This is a genomic window from Delftia sp. Cs1-4 (genome assembly GCF_000214395.1).
Taxonomy (GTDB): domain Bacteria; phylum Pseudomonadota; class Gammaproteobacteria; order Burkholderiales; family Burkholderiaceae_C; genus Comamonas; species Comamonas acidovorans.
Window position 1 is genome coordinate 5369285 of record NC_015563.1, and the last position, 18285, is coordinate 5387569.

At 68.1% G+C, this 18285-nt stretch carries 16 protein-coding genes; 11 read left to right on the forward strand and 5 right to left on the reverse strand.

The genetic code is table 11. The features are described 5' to 3' along the window. Window positions 1–67: 67 nt before the first annotated feature. The 6 genes from DELCS14_RS23545 to DELCS14_RS23570 all read left to right on the forward strand — a co-directional run bounded on the left by DELCS14_RS23545 (window position 68) and on the right by DELCS14_RS23570 (window position 8130). Window positions 68–439 (forward strand): response regulator, encoded by a 372-nt coding sequence (locus DELCS14_RS23545; protein ID WP_012203798.1) that lies wholly within the window; start codon window positions 68–70, stop codon window positions 437–439. Beyond that, complete coding sequence (locus DELCS14_RS23550; protein ID WP_013803878.1) at window positions 439–1359, forward strand: ABC transporter substrate-binding protein; 921 nt, start codon at window positions 439–441, stop codon at window positions 1357–1359. The genes DELCS14_RS23545 and DELCS14_RS23550 overlap by 1 nt, the downstream gene beginning before the upstream one ends. A 24-nt stretch (window positions 1360–1383) precedes the next feature. Next, window positions 1384–3912: an ATP-binding protein gene (locus DELCS14_RS23555; RefSeq protein ID WP_013803879.1), complete on the forward strand. Its 2529-nt coding sequence runs from the start codon at window positions 1384–1386 to the stop codon at window positions 3910–3912. Between the two features lie 126 nt (window positions 3913–4038). Then, complete coding sequence (locus tag DELCS14_RS23560) at window positions 4039–4599, forward strand: sigma-70 family RNA polymerase sigma factor (protein WP_013803880.1); 561 nt, start codon at window positions 4039–4041, stop codon at window positions 4597–4599. Next, window positions 4596–5660: a FecR domain-containing protein gene (locus DELCS14_RS23565; RefSeq protein WP_013803881.1), complete on the forward strand. Its 1065-nt coding sequence runs from the start codon at window positions 4596–4598 to the stop codon at window positions 5658–5660. The genes DELCS14_RS23560 and DELCS14_RS23565 overlap by 4 nt, the downstream gene beginning before the upstream one ends. 88 nt (window positions 5661–5748) lie before the next feature. Then, entirely contained in the window at window positions 5749–8130 is a 2382-nt protein-coding gene (locus DELCS14_RS23570; protein ID WP_013803882.1) for a TonB-dependent siderophore receptor, read from the forward strand. 167 nt (window positions 8131–8297) lie between these two features. Here the strand turns inward: DELCS14_RS23570 and DELCS14_RS23575 are convergent, their stop codons facing one another. Then, entirely contained in the window at window positions 8298–9464 is a 1167-nt protein-coding gene (locus DELCS14_RS23575; RefSeq protein WP_143290086.1) for a hypothetical protein, read from the reverse strand. Between the two features lie 83 nt (window positions 9465–9547). Then, complete coding sequence (locus DELCS14_RS23580; RefSeq protein WP_049801454.1) at window positions 9548–9808, reverse strand: hypothetical protein; 261 nt, start codon at window positions 9806–9808, stop codon at window positions 9548–9550. Window positions 9809–10090: 282 nt separating this feature from the next. Between DELCS14_RS23580 and DELCS14_RS23585 the strand changes: the two genes are divergently transcribed. The 4 genes from DELCS14_RS23585 (at window position 10091) to DELCS14_RS23600 (ending at window position 13187) form a co-directional block, all read left to right on the forward strand. Then, on the forward strand, window positions 10091–11278 hold the full coding sequence (locus tag DELCS14_RS23585) for a muconate cycloisomerase family protein (protein ID WP_013803884.1): 1188 nt from the start codon (window positions 10091–10093) through the stop codon (window positions 11276–11278). 28 nt (window positions 11279–11306) lie between these two features. Then, window positions 11307–11585 (forward strand): muconolactone Delta-isomerase, encoded by a 279-nt coding sequence (gene catC / locus DELCS14_RS23590; RefSeq protein WP_012203794.1) that lies wholly within the window; start codon window positions 11307–11309, stop codon window positions 11583–11585. A 42-nt stretch (window positions 11586–11627) separates the two neighbouring features. Then, window positions 11628–12620, forward strand: a complete 993-nt coding sequence (locus tag DELCS14_RS23595) for a tripartite tricarboxylate transporter substrate binding protein (protein ID WP_012203793.1) — start codon at window positions 11628–11630, stop codon at window positions 12618–12620. A 144-nt stretch (window positions 12621–12764) separates the two neighbouring features. Continuing rightward, the gene (locus DELCS14_RS23600) at window positions 12765–13187 is read left to right on the forward strand and encodes a hypothetical protein (protein WP_013803885.1); all 423 of its coding nucleotides are present in this window, start codon (window positions 12765–12767) and stop codon (window positions 13185–13187) included. Window positions 13188–13191: 4 nt separating this feature from the next. On the opposite strand, the gene DELCS14_RS23605 is transcribed toward DELCS14_RS23600, so the two are convergent. Then, window positions 13192–14148 (reverse strand): DMT family transporter, encoded by a 957-nt coding sequence (locus DELCS14_RS23605; RefSeq protein WP_013803886.1) that lies wholly within the window; start codon window positions 14146–14148, stop codon window positions 13192–13194. Between the two features lie 72 nt (window positions 14149–14220). On the opposite strand from DELCS14_RS23605, the gene DELCS14_RS23610 reads away from it, so the two are divergent. Then, complete coding sequence (locus DELCS14_RS23610; protein WP_013803887.1) at window positions 14221–15105, forward strand: LysR family transcriptional regulator; 885 nt, start codon at window positions 14221–14223, stop codon at window positions 15103–15105. Here DELCS14_RS23610 and DELCS14_RS23615 read toward each other — a convergent pair. Both DELCS14_RS23615 and fdhF read right to left on the reverse strand, forming a co-directional pair. Beyond that, window positions 15102–15344 carry a formate dehydrogenase subunit delta gene (locus DELCS14_RS23615; RefSeq protein WP_013803888.1) on the reverse strand — a complete coding sequence of 81 codons (243 nt, stop codon included), beginning with the start codon at window positions 15342–15344 and terminating at the stop codon, window positions 15102–15104. The genes DELCS14_RS23610 and DELCS14_RS23615 overlap by 4 nt on opposite strands. Then, a complete protein-coding gene (gene fdhF / locus DELCS14_RS23620; protein WP_013803889.1) occupies window positions 15344–18280 on the reverse strand; it encodes a formate dehydrogenase subunit alpha in 2937 nt (978 codons plus the stop codon). The genes DELCS14_RS23615 and fdhF overlap by 1 nt, the downstream gene beginning before the upstream one ends. Between the last annotated feature and the right edge of the window lie 5 nt (window positions 18281–18285).

Sequence of the window (18285 nt, forward strand, 5' to 3'; positions counted from 1 at the left end):
TGATGAATTTGATATTTATGATTGAATCCAACGCAGAACCCTTCAACTGCGTTGCGAAAGGCCCGCCATGAAGAAGATACTGATCGCCGAAGACCAAGCCGACATCCGCAAGCTGTTGCGCATGACGCTGGAGTCCAGCGCATACGAAGTCATGGAGGCGCCGACCGGTGACGAAGCCTGGGCCCTGGCCCAGCGCAGCCAGCCCGACGTGGTGCTGCTGGACATGATGATGCCGGGGACGCTGGACGGCCTGGAGGTGTGCTGCCGCATCAAGACCTCCTACGACCTGCGGCACACGCGGGTGATCCTGCTGACGGCCCGGGGCAGTGCGCAGGACCGCGAGGCGGGCTTCAATGCCGGTGCCGACGAATACCTGCTCAAGCCCTTCAGCCCGAACCGGCTGCTGGAGACCCTGGCCAGTCTTTACAGGAGCGACTGATGACGATGCACACGCAGGCCGCCGCGGGCCGATGGCAGATACCGTCCGGGAACGCCGCGCGCCTGTCCGCGCTGGTGCGGGCCGCCGTGCAGGCCGTTGTGCTGCCCGCTGTGCTGCCCGTTGTGCAGGCGCTGCTGCTGGCACTGGTTCCGGTCTGGGTGGCGGTGCTGGCCATGGGGCCTGGCGCAGCACGGGCCGGCGAGGTGCTGGACCGCGTGGCCAGCAGCCACACTCTGAAGGTCTGCATCTGGCCCGACTACTACGGCATCACCTACCGTGACGCACGCACGGGCAGGCTCACGGGCATCGACGCGGAGCTCTCGGCAGAGCTGGCCAAGGACCTGGGCGCGCGGCTGCAGCATGTGGACTCGTCCTTCTCGCGGCTGGTGCCCGACCTGCTGGAGTCGCGCTGCGACGTGGCCATGTTCGCCGTCGGCATCCTGCCGCAGCGCCAGCAGCAGCTGCGCTTCACCCAGCCCTACCTGAGCAGCGATATCTACGGCATCACCACCAAGAGCAACCCCGCCGTGCGCAGCTGGGCCGACATCGACCAGCCCGGCGTGCAGGTGGCCGTGCAGCGCGGCACCTTCATGGAGCCGGTCATGCGCGAGTCGCTCAGGCATGCGCACCTGGTGCTGGTGGAGCCGCCGCAAACCCGCGAAAAGGAACTCATGGCCGGGCGCGTGGACGTGTTCATGACCGACTACCCGTACAGCCGCAAGCTGCTGGACAGCTCGGACTGGGTGCAGCTGATCGCGCCGCCCCAGCCCTTCCATGTGCTGCCCTACGGCTATGCGGCCAGCCCTGCCGACGCCCAGTGGCTGGCACGCCTGAACCAGTTCGTCTCGGACATCAAGCGCGACGGCCGCCTGGCCAGGGCCGCGCGCCACAACGGCCTGACCGCCATCGTCGCGCCCTGAAACTTCCGATGGAGCACCTTCATCATGTCTGAACGAGCTGCCGCGCATCATTTTCTCGGAGCCCGGCGCAGTGCCCACATCAAGGCGCTGGTGCTGACCTTTGCACTGTGCGTGCTCGCCGGACTGGTGCTCTTCGTCTGGAGCCAGCTGCATGCCGATGCGGACCAGAGCAAGTCCCAGGCCTCGCTGCTGGCCCGCGTGCTGGAGGACCAGACGGCCAAGACCTTCGAGAACACCGAAATGGCCCTGGCCAGCCTGGCGCACAACCCGGCCATCGTGGCCGCAGGCAGTGGGCGCGGCACGCGCGAGGCCGCCATGGCCCTGCTGATCGCCCAGTTGCCCTACCTGCGCAGCATGGCGCTGATCGACGACAAGGGCCTCATCCTGGCCAGCACCCAGGCAGGAGAGGCCGGCCAGCAGATCAACACGCAGGATCTGCTGCACGACAAGGCGGCCGTCCTCGTCCCCGGCAAGCCCCAGCTGGGCCGGCTGGTGCCCGGCCGCAGCCTGTCGTCGCTGGCGCCACGGGCGCATCCGACGCCGCGCGGCGTGTCCTTTCTGCCGCAGTTGCTGACCTTCCACCAGGACAACGGCATGCCCGCCGTGCTGGTGGCCCTGATCAATCCCGACGCCGTGGCCAACTTCTACCAGTCCACGCTGGAGACCCTCAGCTACGAGGCCGTGCTGCTGACCTATGACGGCCGACCCCTGGCCAGCACCAATGAGGGCACGGGCGTGCAGGCGGCCGCCGCGCTGCAGACGCCGCTGTTCCAGGAATGGCTGCCGCACAGCGAATTCGGCTCCTACATCGGCGCGGGCATGCTGGGTCGCCACCAGATCGTGTCGTTCCGCACCGTGCGCAACTGGCCGCTGCTGCTGGTGGTGGAGGAGCCCTACGCGGCCATGGTGGCGCGCTGGCGGGACAACGCCTTTGCCTTCTTCGTGGCCGGCGTGGCCCTGCTGGCCCTGGTGCTGGGACTGAGCTGGTCGGTGCTCAAGACCCGCAGGGTCCAGAAGTCGGCACTGCAGGCCATGGAGCAGGCACAGGCGCGCCTGGCGCGCAGCGAGCATGAGATGGCCGTGCTCATGCGCAGCGTGCAGGAGCTGATCTTTCGCACCGACAGCCAGGGACTGCTGACCTTCGTGAACGCGCGCTGGGAGCAGCTGACCGGCCAGCCCAGCGCCGAGGCCGTGGGCCAGCCGCTGGAGAACATCGTGGACGGCTCGTACCTGGCGCAGATCCAGGCCCTGCTCGATCCCCTGGCCCGGCTGGCACCGCGCAACTGCCAGGCCATGTTCCGCCTGCCGGGCAACCGGGAGATGCTCTGCGACATCGCCGTGGTTCCCCTGCTGCGCGACGGCCGGCTGGTGGGCTTTGCCGGCAGCGCCGTGGACGTGACCGCCCGCTGGAAGGCCCAGCAGGAGCTGCAGACCCAGCTGGCCTTCCAGCACCTGCTGTTCGAGACCACGCCCCTGCCCATGCTGGTCACCGACGCGGACCAGCGCGTGGCCCTGGTCAACAAGGCCTGGGAGGACTTCTTCGGCCGGGGCCGCTACGCCGTGCTCGGCCACGAGATCAAGGGCCTGCACGCGCGCGACGATGCCCTGCTGCAGATGCGCAGCAACCAGGTCGTGATGCGCTCGGGCCAGCGCATGATGGTGGAGGCCCGGCTGCCCCATGTGGACGGCAGCTACCGCGATGTGCAGATCTCCAAGGCAGCCGTCAAGAATGCCCAGGGCCAGATCACCGGCGTGCTCAGCATTTTTGTGGACGTGAGCGAATTCCGCGCAGCCGAGCATGCCACCCGCGAAGCCCGCGACGCGGCCGAAGAGGCCTTCCGCGTGAAATCGGAATTCGTGGCCAACATGAGCCATGAGCTGCGCACCCCGCTGCAGTCCATCATGGGCTTTGCCGAGCTGGGCGGCCTGCGCTCGCGCGGCAATCCCGCCATGGCCGACATGTTCAACGACATCCACGAGGCGGGCATACGCATGCTGGCCCTGGTCAACGACCTGCTGGACGTGGCCAAGCTGGAAAGCGCCGTGGGCACCATCCACGTGGAGCGCACCGACCTCAGGAGCCTGATCCGGCCCGTGGTGCGCGAGCTGGAGCCGCAGCAGCAGCAAAAGCTGATCGACCTGCGGCTGGAGCTCGACGACACGCCGCTGATCGCCAAGGCCGACCCCGTGCGCTTCCAGCAGGTGGTGCGCAATGTGCTGGCCAATGCCATCAAGTTCTCGCCCATTGGCGGGCGCATCGATGTGCAGGGCCGCATCGATGAACAGGGCGATATCTGCATCGCCGTCTCCGACCAGGGGCCGGGCATTCCGCCGCAGGAACTGGACAAGATCTTCCAGCCCTTCGTGCAGTCCAGCAAAACCCGCAACGGCTCGGGCGGCACCGGCCTGGGCCTGGCCATCTGCCGCAAGATCATCGACGCCATGGACGGCACCATCGCCGCCAGCAACCGCTCCGAAGGCGGGTCGCTGTTTCGCATCACCCTGCCCTGCCGTACCGGCGCCTCGGAGACGCGGCCGGCGGAGTTGCTGTAGCGGAGCCAGACAGGGCTGAGAGCGCGTGGGCATTCGGCAACAAATGAGAAAAAGTCTCATTTAGAATGCCGCAACCTTGCTCCCTGAACCTGCCGGTCGGCACGCCCGGCCTCCATTCCCGTTCGTATGACACGCCATCCGACTCCCGCAGCCTGGCTGGGCCTGGACCTGCGCTGGGCCTACGGCAGCCTGCTGCCCGCCATCTGGCGCAGCACGCGCTGCATCCACCGTGCGCAGGATGTGCTGCATGACGCCTTCGTGCGCTACGCCCTCAGCGGCAGGCATGAAGGCATCGCCCAGCCGCACGCCTATCTGCGCGTGGTGGCGCGTACCGTGCTCGCGGACCAGATGGCGCATGAACGCCGCTTCGTGCCCCTGCCCGACCTGGCAGGCGAGCCGGACTCCACGGCCCCCGGCAGGCGCGCGGACGCCATCGCCGTGCAGGAAGCATTCACCGCGCCTTCCGCCGAGGTGCTGGCCGATCTGCAGCAGCGCCTGGCCGCTGCGCAGCGGGTCATCGAAGGGCTTCCCCCGCGCTGCCGCGAGGTGTTCTGGCTGTGCAAGGTGGAAGGCCATTCGCAGCCCAGGATTGCCGCCACGCTGGGCATCAGCCTGAACATGGTGGAGCGCCACCTGATGCGCGCCCTGCTGGACCTGCGCGCCGCGCGCGAGCTGCTCGCGCCATGACCACGCCGCGCGAAGAGGCCGCGCGCTGGTTCATACGCATGCACCGGGATGCGGGAGCGCAGCCCGGCGCCGCCGACGCCGCCGCCTGGCGCACCTGGATGGACGCCGACCCGCGCCACGCCGCCGAATACGCCGCCTTCGAGGCGCTGTGGCAGGACTTCGACTCCACGCCCCGCACCGAGGCCCTGGCCACGGCCGTGAACACCGCCGCACGCCAGCGCCGCAACACGCGCCGCGCAGCCATCACCCGCGGCGTGCTGGGCGTTGCCGGCCTGGGCACGGCGGGCCTGCTGGCATGGCGCGGTTGGCTTGAATGGCAGGACGCCACCGTGTTCGCCCTGGCCCGCGACAGTGCGATTGGCGAACGCATCGTGCTGAACCTGCCCGACGCCAGCGTGCTGACCCTGGGACCGGCCAGCCGCATCGCCACGCGATACACGCGCCGCCAGCGCGCCGTGGTGCTGGAGCGGGGCGAGGCCCTGTTCGACGTGGCCAGGGATGCAGACCGCCACTTCACCATCGACGCAGGCCAGGCGCGCATCACCGTGCTGGGCACGCGCTTCACCGTCAACCGCCTGCCGGGCCTGGTGCGGGTGAGCGTGGAGCATGGCACGGTGCGTTTGGCGGTGAAAGGTGCTGACGGAGAACCGTCCTTGCTGCTGCAGGCTGGCGAAGTGGGGGAACTGCCGGACGAAAGCGCCGGTGCCGCCCCCAGTGCAGCACCCGGTGCCGATGGCGCCCACGCCAGCCCCCGCCCCCGTCGCGTGCAGCGCGATGCGCGCGACAGCTTCTCGTCCATCGAACGCGGCCTCATCGTCTTCGACAGCGCCGGGCTGGGCGAGATCGCGGCCACGCTGTCGCGCTGGCGCCGCCAGCCCGTGCGTGCGGCCGTAGCCGACGGCACGGGCGGGCCGCGCATCACGGCCGCCGTGCAGCGCGCCGATGTGGAGAGCTTCCTGGACGCGCTGCCGCGCATCGCCGCCGTGCGCGTGCAGGAGCGCGACGGCGCCACCTGGCTGGCCCCGCGCAGCACGGCGCCGGAAAAAATCCGGAAAAACTGAAAAAAAGCGGCCAACACACATCAGGGATCCGGCGGGCTGCCCCGTCATACAGGCGAGCACAACCGATTTCCAGGAGAACGTTCCCGCCATGCCTGCCCGCCCTCTTTCCTCCCGCCCGGCACGCGCCTGCCTGTCCCTGCTCGCCTGCGCGGCGGCACTGGCCTGCACGCCAGCCCTGGCCGCCCCTGCCGACATCGACCTGCCGGCCCAGCCGCTGTCCGACGCCATCAAGGCCCTGGCGCGCGCCACCGGCACCAGCATCGCGGCCGACAGCGCCCTGCTGGCAGGCAAGACCGCGCCCGCCGTCCAGGGCCGCCTGGAGCCGGCCGAGGCACTGCAGCGCCTGCTGGCCGGCAGCGGGCTGCAAGCCTCTGCCCAGCCCCAGGGCGGCTGGCTGCTGCGCCTCGCCCCGGCGCGCCCGCAGACCGCGCTGGACGAAGTACGGGTGACGGCCACGGCCCTGCGCGACGGCCGCACGGAAGGCACGGGCAGCTACCGGGCGCCCTATGCCAGCGCGGCCACCAAGATCGAGCTGACGGCCCGGGAGACGCCGCAGTCCGTGTCCGTGATCTCGCGCGCGCAGCTCGATGACCAGAACTTCGTGGAGCTCACCGAAGCCGCCAAGGTGGTGCCCGGCATCGTCGTGCGCCGGCAAAGCAGCACAGGCGGGCGCAGCGACATCCTCTCGCGCGGCTACCAGTCGTCCACCTACCAGTTGGACGGTCTCACCGTCAGCGGCAACCCGGCCACCCAGGAAACGCTGGACCTGGCCCTGTTCGACCGGGTCGAGGCCCTGCGCGGGCCGGCCGGGCTGTTCTCGGGCGCGGGCGAGCCCAGCGTCATGCTCAACCTGGTGCGCAAGCGCGCCCTGCCGGACTACCAGGGCCAGGGCGCCATCGGCCTGGGCTCGCGGGGCCGCAAGCGGGCCGAGGTGGATGTCACCGGCCCGCTGTCCGAAGATGGCCGCCTGCGTGGCCGGGTGGTGGCGCTGCACGAGAACTTCGGCAGCCCCGTGATGGCCATGGACGGCCACAAGCAGGCCCTGTATGGCACGGTGGAGCTGGACATCACTTCCCAGAGCACGGTCTCGGTGGGCGCCACCTGGCAGCGCGGCCGGGGCAACTACGACACCGGCCTGCCCGCCCACGCCGACGGCAGGCTGACCCCCATTCCGCGCGACGTGGCCATTGCCGCCGATTGGGGCCGCGCCGCGCCCGAATCGCTGGCCGGCTTCATCGAGTTGGAGACGCGGCTCGACGGCGGCGGCCTGTTCAAGGTGGCCGCGCGCCGTGTGCTGCGCCAGCAGCGCGACAAGTACATCAACGGCTACTCGGCCGTATCGGACACCGGCATCAGCCGCTTCACCCAGGCCCAGACCGTGGACCGCGACTATGCCGACACCACGGCCGACATCTACTACAGCACGCCCTGGCAATGGGCCGGGCAGACGCACCATTTCATCGCGGGCGCGGACTACCGCAGCTCCAACATGCACCTGCGCATGCTGCGCGGCGCCATGAACACGCCCGCCGACCTGTTCCACTACGACCCCTCCTCCATCCCCGAGCCCAGCTTCAAGCCCTTTGCCGACGACATCACGCGCACCAGCCTGCGCGGCGTCTACGGCCAGTTGCGCATCAAGCCCACGCAGGCCCTCACCCTGGTGGCGGGCGCGCGCAAGAGCTGGTGGAAGACAGAAACCTCGGACCGGCTGCAGAACACGCGCTCGGGCTACGAGGTCGATGGCCAGTTCACGCCCTTCGGCGCCGTGCTCTTCGATCTGAACGACAGCTGGACGCTCTACGCCAGCCAGTCGCGCATCTTCCAGCCGCAAAGCGGGCGCCTGGCCGGCGGCGGCCAGATCGCCCCGCGCGAGGGCCGGCAGGTGGAGGCCGGCATCAAGGGCAGCCTGCTGGACGGACGCCTGAGCGCCACCGCCGCCGTCTACCGCATGCAGGACACCAACCGCGCGCTGGCCGACCCCGCCGATGCCGCCTTCGTCATCCCCGCAGGCAAGGTGCGCTCCGAAGGCTTCGAGGCCGAAGTGGTCGGCTCGCTGTCGCCGCGCTGGGACGTGGCGGCCAGCTACGCCTACATGCGCTCCAAATACCTGCAGGGCACCGTCACGCAGACGGGCACCGACTTCAGCACCATGTCGCCGCGCCACAGCGTGAACCTGTGGGCGCGCTACCGCGTGGCCGGCCCCGTGGCCCAGGGGCTGGAGCTGGGCGCGGGCGTGCGCGCCGTCAGCGAGTTCTACGACACCCTGGGCACCGTGCGCTGGCGCGCGGGCGGCTACGGCGTCTGGTCCGTCTATGCCGCCTACCCGCTCACGCCCAAGGTCAAGCTGGCCGTGAACATCGACAACCTCTTCGACCGCGTCTACTGGGAGCGCGTGGGCACGGCCACGCGCAGCAACTACTACGGCCTGCCGCGCAGCATCATGGTCACGCTGCGCAGCAGTTTCTGAAGGTGCCCAGCCGCGCGCCGAGCCACCCTGTCAGCCCGCCATGCAGCCCAAGCCTCGCGGCAAGGAGGTGGCAACATGGGCGGCGCGCGGCACCAGAGCCTCCTGCCCACCTGGGGCTGGCCATCGCCCGGGGCATTTCCATGGTGGCAGACATCTGGTACAGAACGCTAGGGCGCGGACACCGAGCTCGCCGAGTGCCTGCCTCTGGCACCATAGGCTGGTCCGGACATCGGGCCGCAACCTGAGGCAGGCAGGCCATGCACGATGCGACGGGTGGTATTCATCGGCACATCGCTGCGTGCGGCATTGCCGGTAGCCACCTGGTATCCGGTGATGGCCGTGTGCAGTTCACCGCCGGGCTGGCACGATGGCAAGCCCACGCTGTCACAAAAGCCGGCCACGGTTTCGGGAATAGGCTCTCCGCGCAAGAAGGGCAGATTGGGCCTGGCGGCGAAACGATTGAGCGCCTGCGTGATATCTATCCAGCGATACAGCAACTTGACTTGCTCGATGCGCTCATACGCCTCCTTGTCCAAGGGTGCCAGGCCATCGATGAAATGCTGGGCCAACAGCGTGCCGGAAGCAGCGATGCGGCCCGTGAACTTTTCATCTGCCGGCGTTTCCCCGGGAACGACACTGACACCGCGCAGCCATGCGGCGGCTCCGGGCTCAAGCGCCTCGAATGCTGCATCGACCTGCTCTCTCAGGCCATGGGCATCGGCAAGCCGCGCTGCTCGCGCCAACGGCCAGTTCCAATAGCGCCCTGAACTCACGTCGACCAGGCTGCCGGCCGCCTTTGTCAGCGCCAACTGGACCTCTCGTATGGCCCGCCCTCTACGGCCCTGCGGTGAATTGCGCAAGGTATCCCACGATGCAAGCTCCTTTTCGCTGAACGCGTGCTTTGCCAGAACCGGGAGCATTTCGCGCACGGCTACCGAATAGGGCTCCGGCGGCAGATCGGAATATGCTTCGCCTGTCATCCAGCGCAGGACTTCCGTGCTTGCCGCAACCATTGCTGGCGCAGCTTGCTGGGGAAACTTCCGATCCAGTGCAGTGCAGCGATCCAGCAGCAGTACACGGCGCGCATTGTCGTGAGCCATCAACCAGAGATCTACACCGTACGCCATGTTTTCCCGCATGGCAGCCGAGCCATCCAGGCCATGGGGAACCTGAACGGACAGTGCCTGGGCCTGCGCTGGACTCGCTGCCACCAGGCAAGAAAGCAGCGGCACAATGGCCGCTGCATACAGGGATGCACACGCGGTGTGCAAGCTGCGCATGCCGAATGTGGAGCGCTTTGTATTTTGCATTCCTGCATTCTCGGCCAATTGCACGTGCCCTCCGTCCACATCATCGCTTGGCTTCCTGCGTTGCGGCCTCTTCTTCACGATCCGGTGCGTGGCATACCGATGCCGCTTCACTTGATCATCTGGCAAGCCACTGCCGAATTGAAGCGGATGCTCTTTCCTGAATTGCCTATGTGCAATTCATCGGCCGAGCCCACCATCAAGGTGGTCTTCTTGCTGGTCTCCTTGAAATAGGAAGCCTCTTCCGTGCTCGCGAATTCATTGATCTTGCTCACGCCCAGTTTTTTGGCCATCTGCTTGCCGGATTGCCTTTTCAGATAGACCGAGATCTTTTTCTCGCCATCGGAATCCGTCACATCGGCCGCCAGCACTTCATCGCCGAATCATCGCGCCAGACTGCGCACTGCATCACCGCAATTCATCCGCTCCTGCATTGGCTGCAGGGTCAGGCGGGTTTGCCGCTGTCTGCTGCCTTCCCTGGCGCAAGCGCTCCAGTGCAGCCTGCCACATCCCACCGGCCCGGCAGCCTCTAGAGTGACGGCACACCGTCGGCACGACGGATTGCCGCACGCACTCAATTTATCGATTTCATCGAACAATTCCTGGAAAATAATTCACTGGAACAGTGCAATACATGCCACTACGCTTGTGGCATGCAAGACCGTTTCCTGATCGAGCGCATCGAGGCGCGGATCCTCGACATTCCCACCATCCGTCCGCACAAGCTGTCGTTCGGCTCCATCAGCCGGCAAAGCCCGGTGATCGTGCAGCTGTGGCTGCGCAATGGCGCCACGGGCTTTGGCGAGGCCGCCACCATCGGCGGTCCGTCGTGGAACGAGGAATCGCCCGAGAGCATCCACCACGCCATCACCAACCACCTGGCGCCCAGCCTGATCGGCCAGGACGGCGCGCGCTTCGAGGCCTGCCTCTCGCGCATGGACCTGGCCTGCAAGGGCAATGCCTTTGCCAAGAGCGCCGTGGAAATCGCGCTGATGGACGCCGTGGCCCGCAGCCTGCAGCTGCCCGTGTGGCAATTGCTGGGCGGCAAGCAGCGCGATAGCCTGCCCCTGGCCTGGACGCTGGCCAGCGGCGACATCGAGCGCGACCTGGCCGAGGCCCATCTGCGCCTGGAACAAAAGCGCCACCGCATCTTCAAGATGAAGATCGGCGCGCGCACGCCCGAAGCCGATGTGGCCCATGTGAGCGAGATCGCACGCGGCCTGCAGGGACGCGCCACGCTGACCGTGGACGTCAACCAGGCCTGGGACGGCGCCACGGCGCGGCGCTTTCTGCCGCAATTGATCGATGCCGGCGTGACCCTGATCGAGCAGCCCGTGGCTGGCTGGAACGTGCCCGCGCTGCGCGAGCTGACGGCCACGCTGCAGGGCGCGCTGGTCATGGCCGACGAGAGCGTGTGCACGCCCTACGACGCCATGCGCCTGGCGCGCGAGCAGGCCAGCCATGTGTTCTCGCTCAAGGTGGCCAAGCACGGCGGCCTGCTGCGCACGCGCAAGGTGGCGGCCATTGCCCAGGCGGCCGACATCGGCTGGTACGGCGGCACCATGCTGGAGACCTCGATCGGCTCGGCCGCCTCGGCCCATGTCTTTGCCACGCTGGGCGGGCAGCACTACAACTGCGAGCTGTTCGGCCCCCAGCTGCTGGTGGACGACATCGTCACCGAGCGCATGGCCATCCGCGACTTCGAGCTGCAACTGCCCGACGGGCCCGGCCTGGGCGTGGAGATCGACCTGCAGCAACTCGCGCGTTTCGACCGTGCGCTGGCCGGCAGCCAGCCGCAGCACTTCGACATGGGGCAGGCCCGGACCGGGGCTGCGACCTGAATTCCTTTCATTCCTCCTGGAGACAAACATGCTTTATCTGGTCCGCATGGACGTGAAGATCCCCCACGACCTGCCCGCCGACGTGGCAGCCGAGATCAAGGCCCGCGAGAAGGCCTATTCCCAGCAGCTGCAGCACGACGGACGCTGGCCCCACATCTGGCGCGTGGTGGGCGAGTACGCCAACTACAGCGTGTTCGACGTGGCCTCCAACGACGAGCTGCACGAGCTGCTGCAGGGCCTGCCGCTGTTCCCCTACATGGACATCCAGGTCACGCCGCTGGCAAGGCATCCCTCGGCCATCGCCTGAGCACAGCCCAAACCAAGACCAAATTTTTCGGAGACAACTGAAGTGAATGTGAAACGCCGTTTTCTGACCGCCGCAGCCGCAGGCCTGTGCCTGTCCGCCGTGATGCCCGCCGCGCACGCCCAGGCTCCCGAGGCCAACTGGCCCAGCAAGCCCATCCGCTGGATCGTGCCCTTCCCGCCGGGCGGCGCCATGGACGCCATTGCGCGCACCCTGGGCGAGAAGGCCGGCCGCACGCTGGGCCAGCCCTTCGTGATCGAGAACCGTCCCGGCGCCGGCGGCAACATCGGCGCCGACTTCGTGGCCAAGCAGCCCGGCGACGGCTACACGCTGATGATCACCTCCATCGGCATGGCCACCAACAAGCCGCTGTACCGCAAGCTCAGCTACGACCCGATCAAGGACTTCGCCCCCGTGGGCGTGCTGGCCGTGGTGCCCAACATCCTGGTCACCAACTCCACCCAGCCCAACGTCAAGAGCGTGGCCGACGTGGTGGCCGCCGCCAAGGCCTCGCCCGGCAAGCTGACCTATGCCTCGGCCGGCAACGGCACCTCCATCCACCTGGCGGGCGAAGTGTTCAACTCACTGGCCGGCGTGGACATCCTGCACATCCCCTACAAGGGATCGGGCCCGGCCGTGTCCGACCTGCTGGGCGGACAGGTCAACTACATGTTCGACTCCATCACCTCGGCGCGCCCGCACATCCAGTCGGGCAAGCTGCGCGCCCTGGCCGTGACCACGGCCAAGCGCTCGTCCAGCATGCCCGACGTGCCCACCATGGAAGAGGCCGGCATCAAGGGCTACGAGGTCTCGCCCTGGTTCGCCGTCTTCATGCCCGCCAGCACGCCGCCGGCCATCGTCAAGAAGCTCAACCAGGTCTTCGTGGCCGAGATGAAGCAGCCCGACGTGCTCGAACGCTTCAAGGCCATTGGCGCCGAGGTCGTGGGCTCCACGCCCGAGGAAGCGGCCAAGCACCTGCAGGCCGAGTCCGTGCGCTGGACCAAGGTGATCACGGAGCGCAACATCAGCATGGATTGAGCCTGGGCCGCCTCCGGCCGCCCGACAGGTTTTGATACGCTCGCCGGATCACACAACCAGGGGGACGGGATGGGCAAGCTCAGGAAATCACCATGCTGCGGCACACAGCCTTCTGAAGCGCACGGACGCTGAAAGAAGGCTGCCATGTTGTTGCGCATCCGCAAGGCCCTTGCGGCACGGTTCGAAGCCGTGGCCGAAATCGTGGGCCTGATCCTGTCCCTGGGCGGCGCGGCCGCAGCCAGCTTGCTGGGCAAGCTGGTGCTGGCCTTGATTCTGGGCACCATCGCCCTGGGCATTTTCTTCAGGCTGGCAGGACGCCGAAAGCGTTCCCAAGCCGGTACATCGCAGCGCGAACCCGGCTGGCTTGCCGCCATGGCAGGCCTGCTGGCGTTCATCGAGATCGGCGTGCTGGTGGAGGCAGTCGATCTGCCCGTGCGCTTTCACCAGCCAGGGTTTGCCTTGCATCACTGGCTCATCGTTGCGGCAGGCCTGCTGGCCTCATGCTGGCTCCAGTTGAAGCTGCTGCGCGCCGCGCGCAACGCCATCCGCGCCAGGCGGAGCACCTGACACGTCAACTGCGGACTGCCGCCTGCGCACCCTGCATGCGCGGGGCGGACGCAGGCCTGCGCCCCCAGTTCATCAGCGCCGTGCCGGCCACGGCCATGCCGCCGCCCAGCACGATGCTGGCATCGATGCTCTCGCCCAGCCACAGCGCCGACAGCGCCACGCCGATCACGGGCACCAGGGTGATGTAGCCCGAGGCCGCACCCGCACCCAGCGCCTTGACGCCATCGAAATACCAGGCATAGGCAAGCGCCGTGGCGCCGAAGGCCAGGAAGGCCAGCGCGCCCCAGGCGGTTGCGTTGCCAAGCACGGCAGCCTGCAGGCCGGCCGGCCCTTCCACCACCAGGCTGGCCACCAGCAGCATGGCCGCGCCCATGGTCGAGGTCACGGCCGTGGCCGACAGCGCATCCACGCCCGTGAGCAGCCAGCGGCCGATCAGGGTGTAGGTCACCCAGCACACCACGCAGCCCAGGATCAGCAGCTCTCCGGCGCCCACCGATCCCTGCAGCAGCGCCAGCGGCTGGCCATGCGAGATCACCACCACGGCGCCGCAGGCCGCCAGCGCCATGCCCAGGGCAATGGTGCGGTTGAGCCGCTCGCCGAACAGCCAGACCGCCAGCGCCAGCGTGAGCACCGGGTTGAGCGTGATCACCAGGGCCGCCTTGCCGGCCGGCACATGCTGCAGCCCCATGAGGAAGAAGGCCGCATAGCCGAACACGCCCGTGGCGCCAGCGGCCGCCATGCCCAGCCAGCGTTTGGCGCTCCAGTGCCTGAGACCGGCCATGCCACCGGCCCAGTACAGCCACGGCAGCAGCACGGCGGCGGCCAGCAGGAAGCGCAGGCTGGCGGCTGCCAGCGGCGGCATGTTCTGTGCGACCACGCGGCCTGCAGGCCAGGAAGCGCCCCACAGCAGGGCCATGCCGACAAGCCGCAGGTGGGGACCGAAGAAGCGTTGAAAATTCATGGCGCGTACTATGTGCTCATATCGATTCATAGACAAATGAGCGAATGCTCATGACCTGGACACCGTGATCCCATGACCTTCACCCAGCTCGAAGTGTTCGCGGCGCTGGCCCGCGCCGGCAGTTTCTCGCGCGCAGCCGCGCTGCTGGGCATTACCCAGAGCGCCGTCAGCCATGCCCTGCGCGCGCTGGAAGGCGAGCTGCAGGTGCAGTTGGTGCGGCGCGAAGGCCCTCACTCCCCGCTGACCGACGCAGGCACGCGGCTGCTGCAGCGCGCCAACGACATCCTCCAGCAAAAGGAGGCCTTGCGGCAGGAGGCCGATGCCGAGCGCGGCATGGCGCGCGGCACGCTGCGCGTGGCCTCGTTCGGCGCCACCTCTTCGCTGCGTCTGCTGCCCCCGCTGATCACCGAATACCGGCGCCGCCAGCCCGCCGTACTGGTGCAGATCGACGAGCAAAACGACGACACCGTGGTCAAGTGGCTGCTGGAGCGGCGCGTGGAGATCGGCTTCGTCGTGCTGCCCGACGAGCGCTTCGAGACCGTACCCCTGGTGGAAGACGAACTGGTGGCGCTGCTGCCCGCCGCGCACCGGCTGGCGGTCCAGCGCAGCATCCGCGCCGCCGACCTGCAGGGCGAGGCCTTTGTGCGCACCTCGGCCGGGTCGGGCGCGCACATCGACCGCTTCCTGGCCGAGGCCGGCGCCCAGCCTGCGGCCATCTACCACTTCGAGCAGATGTCCTCCATGCAGGGCTTCGTGGCCCAGGGCCACGCCATTGCCATTGCCGCACGCCTGGCCGTGCCCGAGCAGGCGCCCGAAGGCATGGTCTACCGCAGCCTCGCGCCCCGCCAGCGCCGCGTCACCGGCCTGGCCGTGCGCAGCATGGAACGCCTGTCGCCAGCGGCCGCAGGCTTTGTGGCGCTGGCGCGGGAGATGGCGAAGAAGAAGCGGTTTGGCTAAGCCTGCGCCGCCGACGGCAAGGTCAGCGGATGCAGCACCAGCGCCTCGCGCACGATGGGCTTGAGCGCCTGCGCCTCGTCGGGGCTGGCCAGCACGCGGGCCAGTTCGGCGCGCATGCGGGGCTCCCAGAATTTGCGGATGTGTTCGGCAATGCCCTGCAGGGCCTCGTCACGCTCGGGCATGGCCTCGAAGAACTCGCCGATGCGGTTGGCCATGCGGACCAGGTTCGCGCTGTCCATCACTTGCCTCCCGCCACGGCCATGCTGCCTGCCTGCGCGGCATGCAGCAGGCCGATCTGCTCTTCATGCATGCGCGCAAAGCCGCGCTGCCAGTCTGACGGCTGGGCGTGCTGGGGGACGGGCAGCACCTGCACGGCCGTGACCTTGTATTCGGGGCAGTTGGTGGCCCAGTCCGAGCTGTCGGTGGTGATGACGTTGGCGCCCGATTCGGGAAAGTGGAAGGTGGTGTAGACAACGCCGGGCTGTATGCGCTCGGTGACGGTGGCGCGCAGCACGGTCTCGCCCGCGCGGCTGGCGATGCCGACCCAGTCGCCGTCGCGTATGCCGCGGTCCTCGGCGTCATGCGGATGGATTTCCAGCCGGTCCTCGCTGTGCCAGTGGCTGTTGTGCGTGCGCCGGGTCTGGGCGCCCACGTTGTACTGCGACAGAATGCGCCCCGTGGTCAGCAGCAGCGGAAAACGCTGGGTGACCTTCTCGTCGGTGGCCACGTACTGGGTGATGATGAAGCGGCCCTTGCCGCGCACGAAGCGGTCCCTGTGCATGATGGAAGTGCCGGCCTCTTCGGTGCTGTCATTGCAGGGCCATTGCACGCTGCCCAGCCGGTCGATCTTGTCGTAGTTCACGCCCGCGAAGCTGGGCGTGAGCGCGGCGATCTCGGCCATGATTTCGCTCGGGTGCGTGTAGTGCATGGCGTAGCCCAGCGCATTGGCCAGCAGCTGGGTGACCTCCCAATCGGCATAGCCGGCCAGCGGCGCCATGACCTTGCGCACGCGCGAGATGCGGCGCTCGGCATTGGTGAAGGTGCCGTCCTTTTCGAGGAAGGAAGCGCCTGGCAGGAAGACATGGGCGTACTTGGCGGTTTCGTTGAGGAAGATGTCCTGCACCACCACGCATTCCATGGCCGAGAGCGCGGCCGTCACATGCTGGGTGTTGGGGTCGGACTGCACGATGTCCTCGCCCTCGCAGTACAGGCCCATGAAGCTGCCGGCCAGGGCCGCCTCGAACATGTTGGGAATGCGCAGCCCGGGCTCGGGGCTGAGCGCCACGCCCCAGGCCCCCTCGAACTCGGCACGCACCGTGCTGTCCGAGATGTGGCGGTAGCCGGGCAGCTCATGCGGGAAGGAGCCCATGTCGCAGGAGCCCTGCACATTGTTCTGGCCGCGCAGCGGGTTCACGCCCACGCCTTCGCGGCCCACGTTGCCCGTGGCCATGGCCAGGTTGGCAATGCCCATGACCATGGTCGAGCCCTGCGCATGCTCGGTCACGCCCAGGCCGTAGTAGATGGCCGCGTTGACGGGAGTGCCCGCCGCGTGGTCCTCGGCACCCAGCGCATACAGGCGCGCGGCGCCGCGCACCAGGTCAGGCGCCACCCCGGTGACCTCGGCCATGGCCTCGGGCGAGTTCTCGGGCCGGGCCACGAATTCCTTCCACTGCGCGAAGGACTTGGCATCGCAGCGCTCGGCGATGTAGTCCTCGGCCAGCCAGCCTTCGGTGACGATGACATGGGCCAGCGAGGTGATCATGGCCACGTTGGTGCCGGGCCGCAGTTGCAGGTGGTAGTCGGCGCGGATGTGGGGCGACTTGACGAGCTCGATCTCGCGCGGGTCGATGACGATGAGCTTGGCGCCCGCACGCCGGCCGTCGCCGCGCAGGCGCTTTTTCATGCGCGAGCCGAACACCGGGTGCGCGGCCGTGGGATTGGCGCCGATGACCATGACCACGTCCGTGTGCTCGATGGACTTGAAGGTCTGCGTGCCGGCCGAGGTGCCATAGGTCTGGCCCAGGCCATAGCCCGTGGGCGAGTGGCACACGCGCGCGCAGGTATCGACGTTGTTGTTGCCGAAGGCCGTGCGCACCAGCTTTTGCACCAGGTAGGCCTCTTCGTTGGTGCAGCGCGAGGAGGTGATGCCGCCAATCGAGTCCTTGCCGTGCTTCGCCTGGATGCGGCGGAACTCGCTGGCCGTGTGGGCAATGGCCTCTTCCCAGCTCACTTCGCGCCAGGGGTCGGTGATCTTCGCGCGGACCATGGGCCGGGTGATGCGGTCCTTGTGCGTGGCATAGCCCCAGGCAAAGCGGCCCTTGACGCAGGCATGGCCCTCGTTGGCCTGGCCGTCCTTCCAGGGCACCATGCGCACGACCTGCTCGCCCTTCATCTCGGCCTTGAAGCCGCAGCCCACGCCGCAGTAGGCGCAGGTGGTGATGGCGCTGTGCCCGGCCTGGCCCAGCTCGGTCACGGTCTTTTCCTGCAGCGTGGCCGTGGGGCAGGCCTGCACGCAGGCGCCGCAGCTGACGCAGTCGCTGTCCATGAAGCTGCCGCCCTGCCCCGCCGTGACGCGCGATTCGAACCCCCGGCCCGAGATGGTCAGCGCAAAGGTGCCCTGCGTCTCCTCGCAGGCGCGCACGCAGCGGTTGCAGACGATGCACTTGCTGGGGTCGTAGCTGAAGTACGGGTTGGAGACATCGACCTCGGCGCGCGCCTGGCCCTTGAAATGGTTGGCGCCGTCGAAGCCGTAGCGCACCTCGCGCAGGCCCACGGTGCCGGCCATCTCCTGCAGTTCGCAGTCGCCGTTGGCGCTGCAGGTCAGGCAGTCCAGCGGATGGTCGGAGATGTACAGCTCCATCACGCCGCGGCGCAGGTCCTGCAGCTGCGGGCTTTGCGTGCGCACCTTCATGCCGGGCTCGGCCGGCGTGGTGCACGAGGCCGGAAAGCCCTTGCGGCCTTCGATCTGCACCAGGCACAGGCGGCAGGAGCCGAAGGGCTCCAGGCTGTCGGTGGCGCATAGCTTGGGCACGCTGACGCCGCCTTCCATGGCAGCGCGCATCAGCGAGGTGCCCTCGGGAACGCAGACCTCGCGGCCGTCGATCTCCAGGGTGATCAGGCGTTCGGACGGGCTGGCGGGCGTGCCCCAGTCGGCTTGCTTCAAGTGGTCGAGCATGGTGT

Coding starts and splice junctions, on each gene's coding strand:
- DELCS14_RS23545 (WP_012203798.1), top strand. CDS start 68: ATGAAGAAGATACTGATCGCCGAAGACCAAGCCGACATCCGCAAGCTG.
- DELCS14_RS23550 (WP_013803878.1), top strand. CDS start 439: ATGACGATGCACACGCAGGCCGCCGCGGGCCGATGGCAGATACCGTCC.
- DELCS14_RS23555 (WP_013803879.1), top strand. CDS start 1,384: ATGTCTGAACGAGCTGCCGCGCATCATTTTCTCGGAGCCCGGCGCAGT.
- DELCS14_RS23560 (WP_013803880.1), top strand. CDS start 4,039: ATGACACGCCATCCGACTCCCGCAGCCTGGCTGGGCCTGGACCTGCGC.
- DELCS14_RS23565 (WP_013803881.1), top strand. CDS start 4,596: ATGACCACGCCGCGCGAAGAGGCCGCGCGCTGGTTCATACGCATGCAC.
- DELCS14_RS23570 (WP_013803882.1), top strand. CDS start 5,749: ATGCCTGCCCGCCCTCTTTCCTCCCGCCCGGCACGCGCCTGCCTGTCC.
- DELCS14_RS23585 (WP_013803884.1), top strand. CDS start 10,091: ATGCAAGACCGTTTCCTGATCGAGCGCATCGAGGCGCGGATCCTCGAC.
- catC (WP_012203794.1), top strand. CDS start 11,307: ATGCTTTATCTGGTCCGCATGGACGTGAAGATCCCCCACGACCTGCCC.
- DELCS14_RS23600 (WP_013803885.1), top strand. CDS start 12,765: ATGTTGTTGCGCATCCGCAAGGCCCTTGCGGCACGGTTCGAAGCCGTG.
- DELCS14_RS23605 (WP_013803886.1), bottom strand. CDS start 14,148: ATGAATTTTCAACGCTTCTTCGGTCCCCACCTGCGGCTTGTCGGCATG.
- DELCS14_RS23610 (WP_013803887.1), top strand. CDS start 14,221: ATGACCTTCACCCAGCTCGAAGTGTTCGCGGCGCTGGCCCGCGCCGGC.
- DELCS14_RS23615 (WP_013803888.1), bottom strand. CDS start 15,344: ATGGACAGCGCGAACCTGGTCCGCATGGCCAACCGCATCGGCGAGTTC.
- fdhF (WP_013803889.1), bottom strand. CDS start 18,280: ATGCTCGACCACTTGAAGCAAGCCGACTGGGGCACGCCCGCCAGCCCG.